At 42.3% G+C, this 22,817-nt stretch carries 14 protein-coding genes and 1 tRNA gene; 7 read left to right on the top strand and 8 right to left on the bottom strand.

All coding sequences use genetic code 11. The features are described from left to right. Positions 1-174: 174 nt before the first annotated feature. The 4 genes from MMU05_RS22115 to MMU05_RS22100 all read right to left on the bottom strand — a co-directional run bounded on the left by MMU05_RS22115 (position 175) and on the right by MMU05_RS22100 (position 11,043). Positions 175-1,749 carry an ATP-binding protein gene (locus MMU05_RS22115; protein ID WP_241143833.1) on the bottom strand — a complete coding sequence of 525 codons (1,575 nt, stop codon included), beginning with the start codon at positions 1,747-1,749 and terminating at the stop codon, positions 175-177. Next, the gene (locus MMU05_RS22110; RefSeq protein WP_241143832.1) at positions 1,709-4,540 is read right to left on the bottom strand and encodes a helicase-related protein; all 2,832 of its coding nucleotides are present in this window, start codon (positions 4,538-4,540) and stop codon (positions 1,709-1,711) included. Before MMU05_RS22110 ends, MMU05_RS22115 begins: the two co-directional genes overlap by 41 nt. Beyond that, the gene (locus tag MMU05_RS22105) at positions 4,537-9,771 is read right to left on the bottom strand and encodes a DEAD/DEAH box helicase (RefSeq protein ID WP_241143831.1); all 5,235 of its coding nucleotides are present in this window, start codon (positions 9,769-9,771) and stop codon (positions 4,537-4,539) included. Before MMU05_RS22105 ends, MMU05_RS22110 begins: the two co-directional genes overlap by 4 nt. Positions 9,772-10,970: 1,199 nt before the next feature. Beyond that, positions 10,971-11,043, bottom strand: a tRNA-Met gene (locus tag MMU05_RS22100). Between the two features lie 222 nt (positions 11,044-11,265). Between MMU05_RS22100 and era the strand changes: the two genes are divergently transcribed. From era to MMU05_RS22080, 4 genes are all read left to right on the top strand, one after another. Continuing rightward, a complete protein-coding gene (era, locus tag MMU05_RS22095) occupies positions 11,266-12,156 on the top strand; it encodes a GTPase Era (protein WP_241143830.1) in 891 nt (296 codons plus the stop codon). A gap of 12 nt (positions 12,157-12,168) precedes the next feature. After that, positions 12,169-13,482, top strand: a complete 1,314-nt coding sequence (gene der, locus MMU05_RS22090; protein WP_241143829.1) for a ribosome biogenesis GTPase Der — start codon at positions 12,169-12,171, stop codon at positions 13,480-13,482. An 840-nt stretch (positions 13,483-14,322) separates the two neighbouring features. Further along, entirely contained in the window at positions 14,323-14,538 is a 216-nt protein-coding gene (locus MMU05_RS22085; protein WP_241143828.1) for a hypothetical protein, read from the top strand. Positions 14,539-14,609: 71 nt separating this feature from the next. Continuing rightward, on the top strand, positions 14,610-15,236 hold the full coding sequence (locus MMU05_RS22080; RefSeq protein WP_241143827.1) for a SprT-like domain-containing protein: 627 nt from the start codon (positions 14,610-14,612) through the stop codon (positions 15,234-15,236). Here MMU05_RS22080 and scpB read toward each other — a convergent pair. The 4 genes from scpB to MMU05_RS22060 form a co-directional block, all read right to left on the bottom strand. Next, a complete protein-coding gene (gene scpB / locus MMU05_RS22075) occupies positions 15,233-15,793 on the bottom strand; it encodes an SMC-Scp complex subunit ScpB (protein WP_241143826.1) in 561 nt (186 codons plus the stop codon). The genes MMU05_RS22080 and scpB overlap by 4 nt on opposite strands. Further along, positions 15,794-16,177 carry a TraR/DksA family transcriptional regulator gene (locus MMU05_RS22070; RefSeq protein WP_113923723.1) on the bottom strand — a complete coding sequence of 128 codons (384 nt, stop codon included), beginning with the start codon at positions 16,175-16,177 and terminating at the stop codon, positions 15,794-15,796. A gap of 112 nt (positions 16,178-16,289) precedes the next feature. Then, the gene (locus tag MMU05_RS22065) at positions 16,290-16,445 is read right to left on the bottom strand and encodes a hypothetical protein (protein WP_241143825.1); all 156 of its coding nucleotides are present in this window, start codon (positions 16,443-16,445) and stop codon (positions 16,290-16,292) included. Between the two features lie 64 nt (positions 16,446-16,509). After that, complete coding sequence (locus tag MMU05_RS22060) at positions 16,510-19,842, bottom strand: lamin tail domain-containing protein (protein ID WP_241143824.1); 3,333 nt, start codon at positions 19,840-19,842, stop codon at positions 16,510-16,512. Between the two features lie 188 nt (positions 19,843-20,030). On the opposite strand from MMU05_RS22060, the gene MMU05_RS22055 reads away from it, so the two are divergent. The 3 genes from MMU05_RS22055 to MMU05_RS22045 all read left to right on the top strand — a co-directional run bounded on the left by MMU05_RS22055 (position 20,031) and on the right by MMU05_RS22045 (position 22,620). Beyond that, complete coding sequence (locus MMU05_RS22055; protein ID WP_241143823.1) at positions 20,031-21,020, top strand: aspartate-semialdehyde dehydrogenase; 990 nt, start codon at positions 20,031-20,033, stop codon at positions 21,018-21,020. Between the two features lie 161 nt (positions 21,021-21,181). After that, on the top strand, positions 21,182-22,366 hold the full coding sequence (locus MMU05_RS22050; protein ID WP_241143822.1) for a class I SAM-dependent methyltransferase: 1,185 nt from the start codon (positions 21,182-21,184) through the stop codon (positions 22,364-22,366). A gap of 89 nt (positions 22,367-22,455) precedes the next feature. Beyond that, positions 22,456-22,620: a hypothetical protein gene (locus MMU05_RS22045; RefSeq protein WP_241143821.1), complete on the top strand. Its 165-nt coding sequence runs from the start codon at positions 22,456-22,458 to the stop codon at positions 22,618-22,620. Positions 22,621-22,817: the final 197 nt, after the last annotated feature.

The following is a 22,817-nucleotide window of genomic DNA, read 5'->3' as shown; positions in this document are numbered from 1 at the left end:
CGGATCTGATTTCTTCCGAACTGGAAAAGAATTTCTTCCGAACTCATTTGGTTTTTATTACGAACCGAAAGACTGTTTCTTACGAACTCAAAACCGGTTTCTTACGAACCTGAATCACTTTTCTGATGAACCCATACTCCTTTTCTTTTTGATGCTCACGAATCCCAATTTAATTTACTCATCAATGCCCACCAATACTATCCACTCACCAGATTTTGTGGGTCCTTCTCGATCTAAAATGCCATCTGATCGCATTTTGACGATGTTTTTCTGCACCGCTCTACTGGAAAGATCAATTTTTTGAGCCAGTTCAGCGGCTGTGATTTTTCCATCTTCTCTCAATAGAAGGAGGATTTTAAGTGCATTTTCACCAAAACGATCTCTGATTTCTTGCGAACTCAAAGATGATTTCTTGCGAACTTTAGTTGACGATTTGCGAACTTTAGTTGATTCCATAAATTCAGGATGGATCGGGATAGTCACATGGAAAAAGGATCGGTCCTCATCCGTGTCAAACACTACCTTGGGAGAACCGTTTTCTTCCATTGCCCTGATTATTGCAGGGATGCCCGTAGCTTTTCCTTCAGTGAGGTCAAGCTCTTTTAGAAAATCACCAAGCCTACGGTTTCTATATCTCCTTGGTATAACAGTTCCTTTTTTGAACTCCGTCAGTTTGATACTTCTATCGGGTCCCCCGTAGTTGACAATCATCAGCTTGTCAGAATAGACACGGATCTCTACGGGTTCCCTTGTCTGATAATCCCGATGATAAAGCGCATTGGCAACGATCTCTTCCAATGCTTGGAACGGGTAGTTCCATGCCTTGACAGACTCAGCACTGCCTTTGACCTTGATGGTTTTTTGACGAAGTACATTGACCTTTAGATAGGTCAGAGTCTGGTTGATCATCTGATCGACAGGACCGGAAATATTTGGGATTTCGAAAAATTCATCAGACGCATCACCGTTGGGAAAATGCACGATCTCAACCCTGCTGTATGGAAAGTAATTCTCGGGTTTTTCCGTAAACATCATCAAGGCTACGTTACGGGGATGCAGTCTTTCCGGTGAACCATAGAGGAGTTGCATCTGGGAAAGCAACTGTTCCTTTGACAATGACGCCATGGTGTCCAAGAGCTTGCTTTCTACTTTTCTTAAGTAATCACGGACGAGTGACAATGAGATTTCATCGAAACTGACCTGCGTATTGGGACGGTCGTCAAACGGCGTCTTTCCACTCAGGGAAATCAGCTCTTCCTTTTGGTTTTTGTTGACCTTGATAGAGCATGATCCATATCGGATATAGTGATTGTATTTCTTTTCCTTGGCTTTGATTTCATCCGGTACCTCGTAGGGCCTGTTATCTCCTGCAAAGGCCCAAATAACCAAAATCTTCTTCCCCTGAATTTCTTCCACACTGATTTTTGGATGATAGGCAGGATTGATCAGGTTGTTCATCCCGACCATGTCCCTCTGAATGCCGTCAAGTTCTGCCTCGTTCAGTCCCGTAGGTGGCAATACGGGACGACCGTTTTCTTCTTCAAAACCGACGATGATATAGCCACCTCCGATATCATCAAAGTCGTTGGCGAAGGCACAAATCGAACGATAGATCGGACCCGGGTTCCATCCCTTCTTATATTCAATCCGTTCAGATTCGACGGCACGGCCTATGATCAGGTCCTGTATGTTGATGGGTAGCGCCATATCAATCCAACAATATTCCTTTTGGCTGTGGCAGGAAAACATAAACCCCAAGGATATCGGGCGGAAGGATGGGATGGACGGCCTCGTACCTTTTGCCTCCAACGAGCGCTTTGAACCGTCCATGAGCCTGGACCAATTCCTTGGCACGGTCCTCAGCCAATGCTACGAACTGATCCAGTTTTCCCTGGAATCTGTTCATTTGGTTTGTAAAGGCATCTGCCTGCCGTTCAGCTGACAGGTTCTGTGCACTTTCGGCTTCGAATATCAACCGTTTACAGGTATTGTAATCCAATGTTTTGCCTTCACCGGAAATTCCTTCGAAGCCCCATAGGTACATTTCCTCAGATATGTTTTCAATCCTGCTCTGAACTTCCTTGATGACATTCCTGACCCTAAATTGGATGACCGTCGTGTGTGTTTCCACTTGATTGCTCTGAATCACGGATGCCCTTGCTATCTGATCGTAGCCGGACTTTTGTTCGAAGGCAAGGGAAAGTAAAAACTGACAGAGTTGTTCCGTGAACTTATGGTTCCTGCCTATGTATTTATATCCTTCCGGCGTTGGAGAATCAAAACTGATCTGGTAGCTGACTTTTGATCCGAGTGTTTCACGGATATGGGGAGGGATATTCTGAAGAAAAATCTTGTAGCCTTCTTCAATCTTTTCATAGTTCCCTTTGAGATGCACGATACCGTTAAGCACGAGTGTTTCTACGGACTTGATATCTCCTATCGCTTCGTCGACGGACTTGAGATCGTTCTCAATCTCTTCCTGTGGGACGGCCATGTGCGCAAAAATGCTTCTCAGGTTTTTGGCTTTTTCTTTGGCTGCTTCCAATTCCCTTGTAATAATCGCTTCCTGATAATCCCCTCCAAAGTCAAGACTGAATTGGGCTTTCTGAAGGGCCTTTTTAGGATCAAGCAACACCTCATTCAATACAGCATCCATTATGGACCTGTTGTCTTCACCAAGGCTGATTGCTACTCCCGTTGATTTTTGAATTTCCCGGACCTTCCTTATCAAAACCTTCAGTACTATGGCATCGATGGGATTGTCTTCACCCCACAGCAACCATGTTTTGACGACACGGCTTCGTTGTCCGTACCTGTCGACCCGTCCTTCTCGTTGTTCGAGTCTGTTGGGGTTCCACGGCAGGTCGTAGTGTAGTACGGCGTTGAAGTGATCTTGCAAATTGATCCCTTCACTTAGACAGTCCGTTGCTATCAGGATTCTTTTCTCGGACTTTCCCATCTCGTCGATTCTTTCCCTTCGTTGTTCGTCAGGAAGCTCAGAAGTGATGGATTGTATTTCAATTGATTTGGGTAGATTCTCTTTGAACAGGACGGACAGGTAATTAGCCGTTGCAATGTATTTGCAGAAAATGATCGGTTGGAATCCATCCTTAAGCCAATCTTTGACGATATTGATGGCATTGGCAGCTTTCTTATCCTCTTTGATATTGGCTAATTTGGACAGATCAGCGGCAAGGCTTTTCATAATTTCTACATCAGATAATTCCAAGCCCGCCTGATCCAAAAGCTCCATTTGCGTTGAATCTGTATCTTCCTCGATTCTTTCTATGACGGGGTTTTCTTCGTAGACGGATTCCGGAGATTCATCTTCTGTCCTTTGGATTTTGCCTTTGAGCATTTCCAAGCCTGCAGCTGGAGAAGACATGATTCCTCTCAGCAACGCCAAGGCAGCCCAATATTTCCCTTTCATGCCTTTTTGCTTTTCAGCACCCTCCGTTAATCCCCGTGCAAATTTTTGGGCATCGGTAAAGAAATAAGCATAGTCATTCGATAGTTTATAACCCACCTCTTTGGTATCTCTATCAGGAAATGGGGTTTCTTCAGAGAGCCATTTTCTGATCTGTTCCCGTTTCCGTTGAATGAAATGCTTTGCCAATTCCTCTTTCTTCTTTTGGTCGAAATCCTCCAGGTTGATCTTCTCAAATTCGGGTTTGAGTAAACCCAATAAAGATTGAAATTCTTCGTCTTTTCCACTGTGAGGCGTAGCCGTCAATAGTAAGATATGTCGTCGTACGTCCTTGGTTGCAAGGTCATGAAGCAAATGATATCGTTGTTGTTGTGTGACGGAACTCGCACCTGCAGGTTTGGTGGCTGTATGGGCTTCGTCCACAATAATGAATTCAGGACAATCATTCAGAAATATCGGTTTTCGTCTGTCACTCTTGATGTAATCAATGGAGATAACCTGATAAGGAAACGACTTGAAAATGCTTTCAGATCCTGTTAATCTCCTTTCGAGAGCAGAAACTGTACTGCTCCGGATGATCTCGGCATCGATATCCAATTTGTCTTTGAGTTCACCTTGCCATTGCTCACATAAGTGAGGTTGACATATAACGGCAAATCTTTTGATCTCTCCCCGTTCAATCAACTCCCGTAGGATGATCAACGCTTCGATGGTTTTTCCGATACCCACATCGTCAGCAATCAACAAACGAACGACATCTTGTTTCAATGCCATTACCAACGGGACGATCTGATAGGATCTTGGTCGAAACGAGAGTTTACCCATCGCCCTAAACGGACCACCTGCGTTACGGAAGGATAACCGGCTTGCCTCAAACAACAGCTTGGCGGTCTCGAAATCTCCCAAATCTCTTGTGGTTGGTTCAGGAAATTTGGCCTCCTTCCACATTTCTTCTTCTATCTGAAGTGGCAAGAATATACCAGTTGCTTCATCATCAGAGCCTCCGAGAGGTTTTACTTTTAAGATTTCATCGTCATCCGTGGGAAGCACAATCCATTCCCTTCCACGTAAGGAGATCAGTTTACCTGGTGATGGTTTTTCTTTTGATATCATGCTTTTCTAAAAATATCTTTTCTCCTTTTTACCAATGCTTCAAGTGTTTCTGTGTAATGCCATGAAACGACATCTATCCCGCGCTCCATTAAAATTTCTCTTTTATGGTTGTCATCTTCCCTTACCTCATTTTTATCATGAACAGACCCATCACAGAAAATAATGGTTTTGATGGTCTTGTCAGGATTTAGATAAACAAAATCAGCACTGACATACAAGCCGAGTATTTTACTGAGATTTGCCTGAGCCTTGTCAGGAAGCTGAAGGTCATTTTTATAGAGATAATCGATTAGCTTTTTCTCCATTGTAGAATTACCGTCATACCTTTCAAGCAATTCCTGATAATGTGAATCTCTATCCACATGACCACTATTTCCTGATCCTGTACTGTCAACATCACAGACCATCAACAACTCCAATGCAGACTTGATTTTATGCCTGTCAAGTTTGTCGTGGTATCTCTGGTTATAGTAGGAAAGTAGGTCGTCATAGCTTGCTTTTGGTTTCTCAGGAGCCTTGTCGGTTTTGGAATTAAGGTCAAAATGCATGAGTTGATAAGCTTCGGTGAAAACCTCTCTCAACCTTTCCGGATTTTTGGTCAATTGAGATAAAATGCCAAGACTTCCCTCTGCTGCTTCATAAATCAAAATGTTCCTTGAATCTTCCGGTCCCATGAACCAAACACCAACTTCTGACTCCTCAATTTGGAAAACCTGTTCAATGGCTCGTTTCAGTGCGTAAGTCAAAGAAACTACACCATCTTCATCAAGATCAAGGGCTTTTACCGGCTGAAGGTATAAGCTATCAGCTGTATCTGTCGTATATAAATGAACGGTCATGGCAGGGTCACTTTCCCTTTCATCGTTTTGAAGTTCAGACTTTTTCAACCATTTACCTGATACTTTACCAATTGTAAAACCGGCAGCCTCTTCACCTTCCTGTTCCTTTGATGATCGCCATTTCTTATTGATCTGTATCAGCCTTGTTGCAGGACAGTAAATGATATTCATCAAGGGATGGCCCGATACTTTGAGGACAGCATTGCGCGTATGCTCTATTCCTTTGGGATAATTGAAATACTGTTCTATCTCATATCCGGAGGACATCCTTTCTTCCTCTTCGGATGAAATTCTTTCCTGGGGCCATGTATCTGATTCTACCAATTCCATTATGTTTTTGTAAACCATGGCATTGGATTGACTTTTTAAGGACTCTTGTGTTATTGGATCGTTATTGACGGTCTTGCTTTCTTCACCTAACCAAGCAAATCCTGTCTTGGTAGAAATCTTGATAATGTCTGTTTTGGCATCCGCATCAGAAAGCTGCATTCTCGTAATCCGGTATTTTCCGCCGTTGTAGTAAATGAGGTTTCCAGGACCAAATTCACGGAGGGCAATAAACCTTGGACGGGAAATGAATGTTCCTTGGTCTTGACTTCGTTTTCCGATAAATGCCCTTACAGGAAGTCGTGTAAAATTATAGCCGGGTAGGAATCCCTCTGCAGCAAGGTATCGATACACATAAAATTCGGATTCGTTCGTTCCATCTCGCTTTGATGTATTTAGTAAAAGGTCCCTTTGTCTTTGACCGATAGACTGCATTCGCTTAGCTTCTCTTGCTTCTTTACTGTCACTGCTATAAGTAGGGTCCTTTATGACTTGTGATGCCCTTTCAATTAGATTAGAAGCTGTTTTGAAAAGTGTTCTCCATCTGTTAAAGCTATTTTCAAGATTGCCTACAAAATCATTTGATTTAGCCAAAAGCCAATCTTCATTAAACCAATCTGTTCCTTCAAGGTCAGGGTATTTGTCTTTGACGACTTTTTTGAATCCCACTATCCATGAATCCCTGAAGTTGGTTTTCTGATCGTCAATAAAATCAATCAAGGAACGGTGAACAGGAAGTTCAGCTCTTTTTTCAATATCAAGGAAATCCTTAACAGAGGTATTGATACTCGTCAAGCCAAGGTTCATGAATATGAAGGCATTGAAATGACTTGATATAAGTTCTTCATTGAGCAGGTCTATTCTTGGTGCCTTTACCTTTCCTGCCACCATATCAATAGAATTCCTGAAATAATGTCGATCATGTGGAGACGTACTTGAACAATATGTGAATACCAAGGCTGTTTGTCCACTTCTTCCTGCACGACCGCTTCTTTGGGCATAATTGGCAGGATTTGGAGGTACATTCCTCATATGAACAATATTCAGGTTAGCAATGTCAATCCCGAGTTCCATTGTAGGTGAACAATAGAGCGCAGAGATTTCCCCATTTCTGAAAGCTTCCTCCCTTGCAATTCTATCCATTGATGCAACCTGACCGGTGTGCTCGCTTGCAAGAAAAAATTTGTTAAACAACCTGAAATCCTGTTGATAGAATTCTTTGAAATAGTTGTTGGGTCGTATTTTCAAATCAGAATTTGTGGTATTGATTCGGACCTCATCAGTAAGGACATTTTCCAGATCACCCAATTTCCATATTACTTTTTCAACTCTAAGCTGATAACCGAGCGTGCTTCCTTTTTCTCCTTTGATTTCAATCTCAGCAAGGAACTGACCTTTTTTAAGCGTGTTACAAAGTCCTGAAATGTAATCATTCAATACCGCACCCTTAATTGGTTCTTGTTCATATTTGATGAACAGCCTCTTGATGTATTTACCAAGGTTACTCGTTGCTCCGATACTTTCTGTATAGGTGCCTTTTCTCATTTTTCCAACCCTTTGGTACACAAGAATTGGTGGAATGTCCAATCTTTCGTCGGTTTCCAATGACCATTCTTTATCTGGGTTGAGTCGTTGTTTCAACCTTTCTTCAAGTGCGGTCCGTTTTTCGTCTTCCAAGAGATAATAATTGAAAGCATAGGCAGTTCTAAAGTAATTCAATACATGAAGGAGGATATTTTGCCGTTCCGAGACAGAAACTACGCTCAACAGAAAATCCTTTTCAAAAAAACTGTCTTTTGCACAAAATTCATCCAACCGATGATAACTGACATCAAGTAAAGCACATTGCTCAAGATTTGGGGTATTGTATCTCCATCCTCTTCTGAGGTCATAGAGGATTCTAACTTTTAGGTAATCCTTCAATGCCTTCTCATTATCTTCATCGGGCCATTCCGGATCCCCCGGGAATTTTGCATAATCTGATTCCTTAAGACCAAGTGTTTGAAAAACTCTATCAGAAATGGTCTCAATTGTCAGCTGATTTTGATCGGCTTCTTTTATTGCCCGATAAATTGCAGACCTTAATCGTCCAATCATCAAAAAATCATTGAAATGACCGGTTTGTAGAGATGCATCCTGACGGTTATCTGTAAAGCTCAGTAACTTTTGGTCAGCTGTTTTTATTTTTTGCTCAAATTGAGATTTCAAAATACTGAAGGTGGCTATAGTGGTGGCAGTACTTCTGCCCACATTTCCTACTTTCATCAATTTGGTGTTTTCTTTTGTCCTCGGATCGTAAACCACCCCGCATGAAGGATCATAAAACAATGGCGCGGCAATAAACCAACCATGAAGATTAAGTCCATCCTCCTTGTTTGAAGAAAACTTGCCTTCAGCATTGAAGAATACTTTTTGTGGAATTCTGAATTCGTAGAAATTATCAAGGACAATCTGACCTTTTTTCTCTTTCCACCAGGTTTCCGGTAAAGTATCAATCATATCCTCAGACCACAATTCCTCGTTTCCTTCAGGAAGAACTAAGTAACCCGCTTCAAAATTCTCTTCTTTCAGACTCTTTTTGGAAACACCGTCCTTTCGGCTGCCTTTCAATGCATCCTTTGTAATTCTTTCAGGAAGATCATCGGGTTCCCTGGGTTCAAATTTACTTTCTGAAAAATTCCTTTTTACACAGATAAAGTCATGACCCGAATAGCGGCTGAACAATACAGGAAAGATGAATCGTTCGTCCCCATTTTCTTTGATATACCGGCCGTCTTCAAGTGTTATGTTTCTTCTCCGTCTATCGTCCAAAGTCACATAAACATTGCCTGTCTGTGAAATAAATTGGTGGATTTTAAATGGCAGGAAACTGAGTTTATTCGATGCGTTTTTGATATTGAGTTTTTCTGACCACTCAAAAAATCTTTTCAAATAGGTCTCACACTTTTCCAAATCATCTATTTTGGATACCTCGGAAAGCTTTTTTACAATCTTTTGAAGTTCCTGAGGTTTAGCCCTTTTGATATTGCCCTCCTTGTCTCTGTCAAGTGCAATGTTATTCTCTAACCATATAGCTACGGGATGATTCTTAAAATCCTCTTCATGGCTTTCCAGATCAATTTCCCTTGTCATCACTTCCTGCAAATCAAATGCGCTTAGAGGCTTGACAGGAACAATGGTAACTGTTTCAAGGGTTTCCCCTACAATCTGATTGCGCTCAAACTTTTCCCCGAAGATCTGTGTAGCCACTTCAGCTACTACGAGCTTTTCATCTTTTACATCTTCACCGGATGCCATTGTAGCGGACGTACCGATTGACAGGATTTCATTTCTACAAAGTGATTTTAACCTTCTAACCAACATGGATACATCGGCTCCTTGACGTCCTCTATAAGTGTGGAGTTCGTCAAAAACAAGATATTTGAGATTCCTTGAAATAGAATCCCTGATGGATTTTTCTTTCCCTCGAGTCAACAGCAATTCCAACATCATGTAATTGGTGAGAAGGATATCAGGTGGATTTGATTCGACTTCTTGTCTTAATTCTTCGGATTCCTGTCCAGTATATTTTTTGAAAGTAATTGGGAAATCAGGCCCATAATTCGCTGCAAACTTGATTATTTCCTTTTCTTGGGAGTTGATCAAAGCATTCATCGGATATACCAATATTGCCTTTATCCCTGCTTTCTTTTCGGTTGAAAACAGATGATTGAAGATTGTACCCAGGAACGTAACAGATTTTCCTGAACCTGTTCCTGATGTTACAATAAATGATTTTCCTGCGGTACCAAGCCTTATTGCTTCTTCCTGATGGGTAAACAACCGGTAGCCCTTGAATACCCTGTTCATATCTGAATGAAGGACTCCTTCCTTGACTAACGAATCCAATTCTGATGCCTTTTTGAAAGAGGGATTGAATTGAATCAATGGTTCAGGGATGTATTCGTCCTTCTTGAAAGCCTCGTCAACAACCTTACTAATCTTTGGGTCTTTGATGATGTTGAAACTTTTTAGATAGTCTTTGTAATCTTTGACGATCTTCTTATGAACTTCAAATGCTTGCATCTTTCTGGATGTAAAAATGATTCCTAAATATAGAGAAAAACTTAAGTTATGAAAATACCACCGAAATAATCAGGAACATCATTAATTGACATTCGTAGAAAATCAAGTGGCATTTTTAATTTAAAGTAATGAATTTGAAGTCATCGTATTCTTTTCCATTATACGCTCCAGAATATAGACATGGTAGTACCCATCAAAATCCACCTCAACTAGAGATTTGTAATAGTTAGTAGATAAAAATACGGGGAGGTGGGTAGCGGGAACAGCCCAGATATCGGGATGGTTACTTTTTTTGGTAAGACAGTGACACGATTAGGAAACGAATAGAATTTATTAAATGATTGAAACAGGAAAACGATAAGATTCTCCCAACATTTCGGTATTGGAGATTCTCATTCTTAGGGGATTCGTGACCGAAATACCCCACCTATTCCATTTTTTTACCATGGGCTGCGGTGCGAAGAGATTATTTGAATTATGAAAAGCAGTGTAGCACCTTACCCATGGCTTCCAAGATTTCGCCCCGATAGGGCTTACTTTATCAGACACTTTTAGGGAAGGGAGAATCCCTACTAAATGATTGCCGTTGGGTTTAGGATTCCATTACACATCTATCTCAACCAAATTTCTATTGTTTCGACAAAAGTCCCCCTTCAGGGGGATTAGGGGGCAAAACCTTCGCGACCCATTGCGAAACCTTGGTGTCCTTTGCGGTAAAAAAAATTCCCCTACCATTTCTGTATTGAAGATTCTCCATCTAAGAAGATCCGTGACCGAAATACCATGGAACCCGCCTTTTTATCCCCGGGTGGCGGTGCAAGAAAATTGTGGAAAGCATGGAAATCAGAGTAGCACCTTGCACGGGGCTACCAATATTTCGCTCCGCCGCGGCGGACTTTTGGTCGAAGGGGGAGAATATTAAAAAGATACTATTTGTAATGTCCAAGAAGTGGAGGGAATAGCCCCAATAGCGATCTCGGATTGAATCCCGATTCTCGGGACAGGCACTGTGACCTTCGGATCTTTTCATTTTCTAAAATGTGGGCATAAAAAAAACCAAGCATTTCTGCTTGGCTTAGAGTAGCGGGGACAGCCCCGATAGCTATCGGGGTCGAACCAATGTCCGCCGCGGCGGATATGAGCACGACGAGCTGAAAGATATAAAATAAAAAAGGATACTATTTCTAGTATCCTTGTAGTAGCGGGGATTGGACTCGAACCAATGACCTTCGGGTTATGAGCCCGACGAGCTACCAACTGCTCCACCCCGCGATATGTCTTTACTCTATTTTGAATCAATTTAATTTTTTACTCCTCGAACCTGTGTCCGCCGCGGCGGATATGAGCCCGACGATCCGCCGCGGCGGATTCACCCCACGATATATGTTTTTCTCAGAGAAATCTATGTGAAAACAGCCTTTCGCCGTAATTGTGGTACAAAGGTAAGGACATATTCTCTAAAATCAAGTACCTTTGCAGAAAAAAATTATTGTCATGACCGAAAACACACACAAAGCAGGCTTTGTAAACATCATTGGAAAACCCAATGTCGGCAAATCCACGCTTATGAATGTGCTGATCGGTGAGCGACTTTCGATCATCTCTTCCAAGGCACAGACAACCCGTCACCGGATTATGGGGCTTATCAATGACGAACACTATCAGATTGTATTTTCTGATACTCCCGGCATGCTGAAGCCCAAATACGAGCTTCACAAAAGCATGATGAGTTTTGTCCACATGTCATTGGAAGACGCAGATGTGATTCTTTTCGTAACCGATCTATATGAATCCGACGAGGAAATAGAAGACGTAATTGAAAAGATCAACCATTCCGGAGTTCCTGTACTTCTTGTCATCAATAAAATTGACCTCTCCAAAGAGGGGCAACTTGAAAAGGTTACAGAATATTGGACCCAAAGAATCAAAGCAGATACCGTTATCCCGATTTCTGCCACCGAAAGTTTCAACACCGAGCGCATTCTCCAGGAAATCCTCGACAGGCTTCCCTATCACGCAGCCTTTTATGATAAGGATGAACTTACCGACAAGCCGGAGCGATTCTTTGCTTCCGAAATCATCCGTGAGAAAATCTTCATCAACTACAAAAAGGAAATCCCTTACAGCACAGAGGTTTCCATTGAGGATTTTTTCGAAGAAGAAAATATCATCCGCATCCGGGCAGTCATCTATGTAGAGCGTGACAGCCAAAAGGGAATCATCATCGGAGAAGGCGGCAAAGCAATCAAAAGGATTGGAACCCAAGCGAGACACGAAATGGAAAAATTCTTTGGCAAAAAAATCTTCCTCGAAACCTTCGTCAAGGTGGAAGATGACTGGAGAAAGGATAAAAATAAATTGAGAAAATTTGGTTACGACCAATAAGAAAATAAAAAAATGGCAAATATAGTAGCAATAGTTGGGCGGCCGAATGTAGGCAAATCTACCTTTTTCAATAGGTTGGTAGAGGAGAGAAAGGCCATTGAGGACAATGTCAGTGGAGTAACCCGTGACAGGCATTATGGCCACGCACAGTGGGGAGGCAAATTCTTTTCAGTCATTGATACCGGTGGATATGTGATCGGATCCGATGATGTCTTCGAAGCCGAAATCAGAAAGCAGGTGAAGTTGGCCATCGAAGAAGCAAATGTGATTCTTTTTGTAGTAGACTGCCTGGATGGATTGACAGATTTGGACAAGGATTTTGCAGCCGAACTCCGGTCTTCCAAAAAGCCTATTTTCATCGTGGCCAACAAAGCTGACAGCCCGGAGAAGTCCATGTTGGCGGCAGAGTTTTACGGTTTGGGATTGGGTGACAATGACGTCTATCCCATTGCAGCAGTCAGCGGAAGCGGTACAGGTGACTTGCTGGATGAGGTGATCAAGCATTTTCCCGATGAAGGGGAAGAAGACCCTGATGCCGGCATACCCAAGATCGCCATTTTGGGAAGACCCAATGTGGGAAAATCCTCTTTCCTGAATGCCCTTTTGGGACAGGAAAGGTCCATTGTGACGGATGAAGCGGGAACCACAAGGGATGCCATCCACACGAGATACAAACTCTTTGGTCAGGATTTTATCATCACCGATACAGCCGGGATCCGGAAAAAAGCGAAGGTAAAGGAAGATATCGAGTTTTATTCTGTGATGCGCTCTTTGCGGACTTTGGAAGAATCCGATGTATTGATCATTATCATCGATGCCACGAGGGGTTTGGAAGCGCAGGATGTGAACCTGATTTCCTTGGGAATCAAAAACAACAAAGGTATTGTCATCATGGTCAACAAGTGGGATCTGATCGAAAAGGATCATAAAACCATGGACAAGATCAAGAAGGAGATGATCGAAAAGTTGGGTGAAAACAAGTGGATCCCGATCATTTTCACTTCAGTGGAAGAAAAGCAGCGGATCATGCAGGCGATAGAACTGGCCGTGAAAGTCTATGAAAACAAGACCAAAAAGGTGCCTACTTCAAAGCTGAATGACATCATGCTACCGGAAATTGATAAATATCCGCCACCGGCTTGGAAAGGAAAGTACATCAAAATCAAATACATTACCCAACTCCCTACCAAAAACCCGGTTTTCGCATTCTTCTGTAACCTTCCTCAGTATATCAAAGATCCTTACAACAGGTACCTGGAAAACAGGCTCAGGGAAAATTTCGATTTTGAGGGTGTTCCGATCAAGATTACTTATAAAAAGAAATAAATTGTATGAGTATCCGCAATATTGCATGCTTGGTTTGATGAGGCTTCATCGGATGCGGATACTTGTCCACGGACGACAGTCCACTGTCCACGGAGCCCGCTAATCGTTCACTAGCCATTAATTATTTAGCTACGTGCTATAAAGTATACACCTATGGAATTGTATGAGTATCCGCAATGTTGCATGCTTGGTTTGACGAGGCTTCATCGGATGCGGATACTCGTCCACGGACGACAGTCCACTTGTCCACGGAGCCGGCTAATCGTTCACTAGCCATTAATTGTTTGGCTAGTTGCAATAAAGCGGATACAGATATAAGAATTTGTGCTTATCCACATGTCGCGTCATCCTGAGTGCCCAACATATTAAAATGTTCAAAAAAGAATGACGGTTGGTGTTGCGTCATCTTGAATCCGAGGTACGAGGATGAAAGATCTCAGAATAAAAGAGACTCTTCTCCGCCGCGGCGGATCAGAGTGACGACTCGGATTTTCACGTCATTGGTAAGGAGCCTTGAACCCCGGGTTGCAACCCGGGGCTCCGCCCCGGCGGACAAGTTATTATTGGTTCAACCCCCGCTGGGGGTTTTTCATATATCTCAGTTCCTTTCTGTACATTTCTGTTTAAGTGGAAAACTCAGAGTGACGGTTACGACAAATTCATCATTGGTTGAGCAGGGATGTACCGTAAATTTCAGCCTCAGGCCAAGAATTATATTTACTTCTACTTTACTGCCATCGAAGCGTACAAACATTTAAAAATAATTTTTGATGAAGCGCTTGATTATATGATAAATGGTATTACCTTTGCATGCTGATTTAAAAATCCAGACAAAAAATTATGAAAAAGGTATTTGCAATGTTCGCTGTAGCAGGTTTATTATTCACTGCTTCTTGCGGAAACAAAGAAGTTACAGAAGAAGCTACTGAAGAAGTAGAAGTTGTCATCGAAGAGACTGAAGAAGCTGTTGAAGAGACAGTTGAAGAAGCTACTGAAGAAGTAGAAGGTGCAGTTGAAGGTGCTACTGAAGAAGTTAAAGAAGTTGTTGAAGGTTAATTTCTTCTCACTCTTAAGAAAGTCCTACAGAAATGTAGGACTTTTTTTTTGCTTTGTTTTATATTCATGGCATGGATAAGGATCAGGCGTTTTTAAAAGCATTTCAAAAACATGTGCCACTTCCTGCTGCGGAATATTGTTGGAATTTATGGAAGGAATTGCCTTTTAATTTTTACATCACCCGGACGAGGCAGACCAAATTGGGTGATTTCAGGTACCGCAGGGACCAAAAGATCCAGACCATCACGATTAACCATGACCTGAACCCTTACCAGTTTTTAATTACTTATGTCCATGAAGTGGCCCATTTTCGGGCCTTTGAAAAATATGGTTTGAATATCAAACCACATGGGCCTGAATGGAAGATTGCATTCAGAAACCTGATGACGCCTTTGCTCAGCGATCAGGTTTTCCCAAAAGATGTTTTGATTCCTCTCAAAAGGCATTTTATCAATCCCAAAGCAAGCTCCGGTTCTGACCTTTTTTTGAGTAAAGCGGTTAAAAAATACGATGGCCAAAAAACGGATGGCGTTGCTCTGTTGGTGGATTTGATTCCGGGCGAAATTTTTGAATTGAAAGGAAGGGCATTCAAAAAAGAAGCTATTAGGAGGACTCGTGTACTTTGCCAAGAGGTCGACACGGGAAGAAAATACCTGATTTCAGCCCATGCTGAGGTGAAAAAAATCGACAAGAATTAAGCTTTTTCTTCCCCGATCTGATTTTCTTCCTGAGAAAAATCCTTTGGTTGGGGCAAATCAACCAATGAATTGATCCCAAAATATTCCATAAACTTTTCGCTTGTTCCATACAGCAGCGGTCTGCCGACACTGTCTGACTTTCCTTTGATGGTGACAAGTTCTTTCTCAAGCAGCTTTTGGATGGAATAATCACAATTCACCCCACGGATGTGCTCGATTTCAGTCTTGGTCACGGGCTGTTTGTAGGCTATGATGGACAATGTTTCCAATTGGGCTGTGGACAGCCGCTTGTGGGATTGTTGCTTAAGGAGAATAGATATGCTGGCCTGATAGGCAGGCTTGGTCAAAAACTGATACCCTCCGGCAAAGTTTTCCAAAGCAAAGGAAAATTCCTCATGCTTATATTTTGATTGCAAAGCATCAATCGCCTCTAAAATATGGGCAAGTGGCACTTCTGATTCAAACATCTCGGACAGGCATTTTTGGATTTCTTCGACGCCCAACGGCGAAGGTGAGCAGAAAATCAATGCTTCAATATGCCTTGGTAAAAAGTCCACTTATTTCTTGGCAAGCTTTGCCTCAATGGAATGCATCGTATGTGGTACAGCACGGAGACGTTCTTTGGAAATCAATTTTCCTGTATCCACACACACACCATAAGTTCCGTTTTTGATACGTACGAGGGCATTTTCGAGGTTGATGATGAACTTTTGTTGCCTTGCTGCAAGTTGGCTCATACTCTCCCTTTCCAAAGTATCTGCCCCGTCTTCAAGAAGTTTGGATGTTGACGCTGTAAAATCAGTTCCGCTGTCATTCTTTTTGCTCAATGTTTCCTTTAAGATTAACAATTCTTCTTTGGCAACACCGATCTTTTTCAAAATAATATCTTCAAATTCCTTTAATTCCTCAGGAGAATATGCGGTCTTTCCTTCTTGATTCATAACTTTTCCATTAATAGGGTTGATTCCAATCATTAACAGGTGACTGAAAAGTCCACCAAAATACACTTACCAAATTGAAATCAAAAATAAAAAACTGTTTCTCAACGGTTTTTTATTGATCAAGGAGAATTTGTAATCTTTTCTCCAATAATTTTTCATCCAGATAAAGTCGGTATTTGATATTGAGGTAACGCTGGATTGTCTGAAGGCTTTTCCCTTTTTGGACAAAATAGGTTTTCAGGGTTTGGGTAATTAAATCAGGTTTCATAGGGGGAGGAATTTTTGAAGGTGCCTTCTAAATTACAGATTTTGTGCAACTTATCACCACATTTTCAAAATTTTGTGCCCACCACCACGGTTTTTTTTATTTGGTCTACCTTCCCTTGTAAATCAAAGATTTCTACCCAAATGATATAAATTCCGGGTCTGACTTTGGCCCCGTTGGTATTTGTCCCGTCCCAAAGGTAAAACCCTTCATTGCCCCATACCGCGTTTTGGCATAATTCCCTGATCAATGTGCCGTCGATCCCATAAATCCTGATGGTGGCAAGTTTCCCTGCCTGATCAGATTTGTAACTGATGGTGGTGTAAGGTTGGGTGCCGGGTGCATCCGGCACAAATACTTTTGGGTCGACCTCGATACCTATCTGCCCGTTTCCTTCAAAAACATTGGAATTTTGGTATCCCGGCGTTGCAAAACCTTCGGTCGAAGACGCAGAATGCCAATTGTTCGGATCATCGGTTGGCTGGAAGGGTGAAAGTCTTTCCAATGAAATTCCCTTGGTCTCTTTCAGAAGCCTGTGGTGCATTTTCTCGGTGTAGCCTAGGATTTCTGTAATGGTTTCATCAGGATTTAACAAAACCACATTGCCGGAGGAAATGGGGTAACTAGGAATGGAAGAAAACTCCACAAACCTTCCTTCTTTGCTTTTTGGGTATTCCTGTTTGAGCTTTTCCGAGTCGGTTGTAAACACCAAAAAAGAACTTGGCGGGATTACATATTCCTCACTGAACAACACCCGCCTGTTTGCAGGAAGATTTTCATCGTCAAGATTTGCCAATTTCCAATCCTTCAGGTTGATGAATTTTTGGGAGGCGTTGTAGACTTCTACAAACTTTGGCGCACCTGTTCGGGGATTAAAAAGCACTTCATTCAGCACCAAGTCTCCTTTCTGTGCGGGTGAAGGAATGACAAAAAATACCTTTTGGTCTGATTTAAACAAGTTTCCGGTACAATCCCGCAGATTGGAAATCCCGGATTCATAGTAAATTCCTTCCTGTATTTTTTCCTCAAACTCCAGAACCAATTCATTTGGGTTACTTCCGATTTTGATGCTTTGGATGGGAATCGAAGGTTGGAATGCAAAAGATGTCTGATTCGTATTTTGGTTCAGGATTTTGGAAAAAACCAGGAAAACAGTCTTTTCTCCAACAATTGTTGATTTGAGAAATTGAAGCGGAATTAAATCAGGGATTTCTTCGAAAACAGAATTTTGTTTTCCGGGTGTCCCTCTTTTGGGATCTGAGGAAGGCTTGAGGTTGGTGGCAATATTGCAATCCAAATACGGATTCACGATTTCCAGGCTGTAGCCACCCTGTGCAAAAGTACTTCCCCCAAAAGTCGCCGTGGTATATGCCAAGCTGTCGATGACCCGGTTTTCAGGATCGAGGATTTTCACCTGATCTCCGGAATTGAGCAATGTCGGCCAATTGGCCAAACCAAGTACTGAACCATAGTTAGCAAACAATGGGGCTGAAGTTCTTGGAACCAGGATTAAATATTGATTCGGTTCCAAAAGGAAAGAGGGAAGGGTGGTTTTCCGCTTGGAATTGGCCAACTGAAATCCTCCCAAGTAGATAGCGCGATCGCCCGGATTGAAAATTTCGACATATTCCACATTTGGGAGCGTATTCCCTGAGCGCGGTGCCGGCATGGTTTCATTGACCACAAGGTCTTTGAAATTGAGCTTGGGTGGGGATACAAAAAGAAAAGGAAAGGATTGACTGCTTAAAAAGTTGCCATTCAAATCTGCCAAATTCTCCACTTTTAGGACATACTCTTTTTCTGATTCAAAATCAAAATCCCATTCCAATAAAGCCTGTGTGCCATTTTGTTGTAAAACCACAGAACGGGCACTTTGATCCAATATGGAAAAATTCGAAAGAATTGAAGCAAAAACCAGATCCAAAGGCTCTGAGAAAACCGCTATTATTTTATCAGAAGTCAAAGGAATAACATTCACCAAAACCGGCGGTGAAATGTCCCACACAAAATCCCTGGAAGAACCGGAAATGGGATATCCTCTATCCGTTGTCCTTGGAGGAAGGTTCAACCTGTAAGTCAGACTTTCCTCAAAAGGCTGATTGCTTTTCAATTCGATTACCTCGGATTTGGGAAAACTGATCTCAAATCCGAACTCGGGCTTTTCTTCGAGTTCAAAACTCAGGGCCTTTTGGTCTAAGGAAACGCGATGTTCGATATGGAGGGTCAGGTTATCGATCAGAACAATTTCCTTTACAAAATCCGTGTAAAAGAAGTTGACTTGGTCAGGTTCAGGGTTGGCTTTTCCTATTTGGTTCTGAATATTGGAAACCGAGATTTGAAAATTTTTGTCCAAAGGCAGTTCTTCCGGAAGCTTCAGAACGACTTCGAATCCGTTTGGCAACAACTCAACATTGAGCGGATTTTTGCCATTGATCAGAAAATGGGATGTTTGGCTGACGGAAGCAGGAAGGTAAAATTGGCTGAAGCTGACTTTGATTTGGTCTGACTTTTCCACCTGGACATCCCCAATTTTGATGGTAGAATTACCAAATTCAAATTCAATCACCTCGGTAATCCGTCCGTTTTTTTCCTGGATATTTTCTAAAATGACGGAGACGTTTTCACTCTCGATAATGGAATTGGAATAAACCACAAAAGAGGAATCTGTGTAAAACAAAACTTCCTCCACAGGAAAATTGGTGATCGAAGCCTGTTCCTTGGTCACCGCCGTTATTTCCCTGTCCATAATCACCTCCACCGAATAGGGTGTCAACAGCTTGGCACTTTTGATCTGGACAGGATCGATCATTTCCTCCCCATCAAAAATCCCGAAATCATCCATAAAGAACCGTGCCGCTGAACCTGTTCCCGGTCCATATTTGACCTCCATCTTAACCACAAGCTCAGACAAATCATGGTATGCTTCCGGGATAGAAATTTCAAAAAGTTGGTATTCATTGTTCTGGTTGGAGAAAGTTTGGCTGCTTCCTACCGCTGTCAGATTTTGAAAAGCATCTGACATCGTTTTTGCGAATGAAATTTCTACTATCGCCGGCCTCGTACCGGTTCCGTTTTGCTTTGATTTTGCGAAGAAGGCGATTTTCGGTTCGAACGTCCCTGCCGTTTCTGTTTTCAAATAAATGATCCCATTAAAGGAACTGATGGGTTGCACGGCCAAGGCCTTTGAGCCAATCAGTCCTTCCCCTGATGCCTGAAAAACCCTTGCAGCAGTACTCCTTACCTCATTGGCAGACCAATTTTCCAGAAATTCCGCAGGGTGGTTGACAATTTGGAAGTTTGCTTCGAAATCCTGTACCTGGGAAAATACCTTTCCCGATCCGAACATTCCCTGAAAGAGAAAGGTTATAAAAAAGACTTTGACAAAAAACCGGGATTCCATATGACTAAAATTAAAGAACAGGTTTTAGTCAATCCGATTTTAAACGTTTAAGTTGTATAAATTTCAATCCGACAAAAAATCAGCTGAATTATTGAAAATAAAGCAATTATCTATCGACTTGCTATCATTATTGAGAATTCTTGGCTTACCTTTGCGGTTCAATTTTAAAAAAACAATCCAAAAACAAAATGAAACTAGCCGTTGTAGGAGCTACCGGATTGGTAGGCTCAGAAATCCTCGAGGTGCTGGAAGAGCACCAATTTCCATTTGATGAATTACTCCTTGTTGCAAGCGAAAGGTCTGCAGGTAAAAAGATGACTTTCAAGGGTAAGGAATACACGGTAATTGGATTGAAACAGGCTGTTTCTGAGAAGCCGGACGTTGCTATCTTTTCGGCCGGTGGAAGTACTTCCCTGGAATGGGCGCCGCAATTCGCCGAAGTAGGGACGATCGTCATTGACAATTCTTCCGCTTGGAGAATGGACCCAAGCAAAAAACTCGTGGTTCCTGAAATCAACGCCAAAGACCTGAGAATTGACGACCGCATCATCGCGAATCCAAACTGTTCTACGATCCAGATGGTGTTGGCTTTGAATCCATTGAGACTGAAATATGGTATCAAAAGAATCGTGGTATCCACTTACCAATCTGTGACCGGAACAGGCAAAGCCGCTGTGGACCAAATGATGGCTGAGCGTGCGGGTGTTCCTGCAGAAATGGTCTATCCCCATAAAATTGACCTGAATGTATTGCCTCATATCGATGTCTTCCAACCAAATGGGTATACCAAAGAGGAGATGAAGATGATCAATGAGACCAAGAAAATTTTCAACGACAACAGTATCCAAGTGACTGCTACCACGGTCAGGGTTCCTACCATGGGCGGACATTCAGAAGCGGTAAACGTGGAATTCCACAAAGACTTTGATTTGAATGAGGTGAGGGCAATCCTTTCCAATACGCCTGGCGTTATCGTACAGGACGATCCTGCCAACAACATCTACCCAATGCCCTTGACGGCACACAAGAGAGATGAGGTATTTGTAGGCAGGCTGAGAAGAGACGAATCCCAAGCAAATACTTTGAACATGTGGATCGTGGCGGATAACCTGAGAAAAGGTGCTGCTACCAATGCGGTTCAGATTGCGGAATACCTGATGGAACACAGCATGGCGTGAGTGGGGAAATTTGGGACCGATGACGGATGACGGGTGTGGATTGTACTTAAATCCAAAATTCGATCTTCAATCGTGAATTTGTCCGATTTTTCAGTCCAGCATGTAGGTATAATTATCCTCCGCTTTTGAAGCCCGGATATATTCCACATTTTTGTCAGGCCATGGCAATTTCAATTTATACAGCAGCATTGAAAAAATTTGTGCAGGACCACCAATCGGAGGATCCTGCACAATTGCTTTTTGCCTATTCGGGAAAAACCGATTTTGACCTCAAAGCGGCTGTGCAGCAGATCCAATCCCGCCAAAAAGCCAAACACAAACTCCCTTCATGGACTGCCAATCAAGAAATTCTCTTTCCAGTCAGCCTTTCATTGGAGCAAGCTTCTTCGGAAGAAACCGCCAGATTTAAATCTGCTTTAGTCAATGGGAAAACCATGATTGACCTGACCGGAGGATTTGGTGTAGATACTTTTTTCCTTTCAGAAAACTTCCAAAATGCCATTTACTGTGAGAGGAATGGAGAATTGGCAGAAATTGTTCGGCACAATTTTGACCTGCTCAAACCCGGAAAATTTGAGATCGTGGAAGGTGATTCATTGGCATACTTTTCCAAATCAGATGAAATCTTTGACCTGACCTATGTCGATCCTGCAAGGAGGGGAGAACACAATCAAAAGCTGTACAAGTTGGCAGATTGCGAGCCGGATATTGTCAGCAACTGGGATTTGCTCCAATCGAAGTCCAATGCCATTCTGATCAAAGCCTCCCCGATGTTGGATATCAAGCAGGCCTTGCATGAAATCCCGGAGATCCAGAAAATATGGGTTATTTCCGTCAAAAATGAAGTGAAGGAAGTTTTGCTCCTTTGGGAAAAAGGGATACCAACTGGGGAAAGAATTATCCAAGCGGTCGATTTGCAGACGGATGGTCCAAAGGGGTTTTCCTTTACTTACGAAGAGGAAGAATCCAGCGAGAGCATATTAGGTGAGGTAGGTAAATACCTGATAGAGCCCTATGCTTCGGTGTTGAAAGCTGGGGCATTCAGGAGCTTTGGAAAAAGGTTTGGACTGAAAAAACTCCATCCCAATTCCCATCTATATACCTGTGAGGACTTGACTCAGGGAATTCCCGGAAGGATATTCGAGGTAATCCAAGAAATCAGTAACCCAAAAAAAGAGCTGAAGCAACTGTTCCCTGGGGGAAAAGTCAATGTCATTACCAGAAATTACGCTTTATCTTCTGACGATCTCAAGAAAAAATACAAGCTCCAAGACGGTGGAAAGGAATTCCTGATCGGGACAAGAGTTGGAGAAAGGTTTGGGTTGTTTTATTGTAGGTTATTTTAATCTTAATACTGCATCAATTTTTCAACTACACTCACCACTTTAAACTGGAATTTAAATGTTGGTCCCGCAGACCACGCAGACTGACGCAGATGATTACGATAAAATGTCCCGAGAAACAACTGACCTGTCAATCCCTTCTGCGAAGATCCGAGAAATCTGCGGGAGAAAAGTATTCAAAAATTCCTGATTATGTCCCGCAGACCACGCAGACTGACGCAGATCAATTCGATGAAAATACCACGAAAACCAACTGATCTGTCCATCCCTTCTGCGAACATCCGCGAAATCAGCGGGAGAAAACTTTTCGCAATTCTCTGATTTAGTCCCGCAGACCACGCAGATTGACGCAGATCATTACGATAAAATGTCCCGAGAAACAACTGACCTGTCAATCCCTTCTGCGAAGATCCGCGAAATCTGCGGGAGAAAAGTATTCAAAAATTCCTGATTT

The sequence above is a fragment of the Cognataquiflexum rubidum genome (genome assembly GCF_022538115.1).
GTDB lineage: Bacteria > Bacteroidota > Bacteroidia > Cytophagales > Cyclobacteriaceae > Cognataquiflexum > Cognataquiflexum rubidum.
This window is presented reverse-complemented; position numbering and strand designations above follow the sequence as displayed.

Excerpts from the sequence above, each read along its gene's own strand:
- MMU05_RS22115 (WP_241143833.1), bottom strand. The coding sequence starts at position 1,749 with ATGTTTTCCTGCCACAGCCAAAAGGAATATTGTTGGATTGATATGGCG.
- MMU05_RS22110 (WP_241143832.1), bottom strand. The coding sequence starts at position 4,540 with ATGATATCAAAAGAAAAACCATCACCAGGTAAACTGATCTCCTTACGT.
- MMU05_RS22105 (WP_241143831.1), bottom strand. The coding sequence starts at position 9,771 with ATGCAAGCATTTGAAGTTCATAAGAAGATCGTCAAAGATTACAAAGAC.
- era (WP_241143830.1), top strand. The coding sequence starts at position 11,266 with ATGACCGAAAACACACACAAAGCAGGCTTTGTAAACATCATTGGAAAA.
- der (WP_241143829.1), top strand. The coding sequence starts at position 12,169 with ATGGCAAATATAGTAGCAATAGTTGGGCGGCCGAATGTAGGCAAATCT.
- MMU05_RS22085 (WP_241143828.1), top strand. The coding sequence starts at position 14,323 with ATGAAAAAGGTATTTGCAATGTTCGCTGTAGCAGGTTTATTATTCACT.
- MMU05_RS22080 (WP_241143827.1), top strand. The coding sequence starts at position 14,610 with ATGGATAAGGATCAGGCGTTTTTAAAAGCATTTCAAAAACATGTGCCA.
- MMU05_RS22070 (WP_113923723.1), bottom strand. The coding sequence starts at position 16,177 with ATGAATCAAGAAGGAAAGACCGCATATTCTCCTGAGGAATTAAAGGAA.
- MMU05_RS22065 (WP_241143825.1), bottom strand. The coding sequence starts at position 16,445 with ATGAAACCTGATTTAATTACCCAAACCCTGAAAACCTATTTTGTCCAA.
- MMU05_RS22060 (WP_241143824.1), bottom strand. The coding sequence starts at position 19,842 with ATGGAATCCCGGTTTTTTGTCAAAGTCTTTTTTATAACCTTTCTCTTT.
- MMU05_RS22055 (WP_241143823.1), top strand. The coding sequence starts at position 20,031 with ATGAAACTAGCCGTTGTAGGAGCTACCGGATTGGTAGGCTCAGAAATC.
- MMU05_RS22050 (WP_241143822.1), top strand. The coding sequence starts at position 21,182 with ATGGCAATTTCAATTTATACAGCAGCATTGAAAAAATTTGTGCAGGAC.
- MMU05_RS22045 (WP_241143821.1), top strand. The coding sequence starts at position 22,456 with ATGATTACGATAAAATGTCCCGAGAAACAACTGACCTGTCAATCCCTT.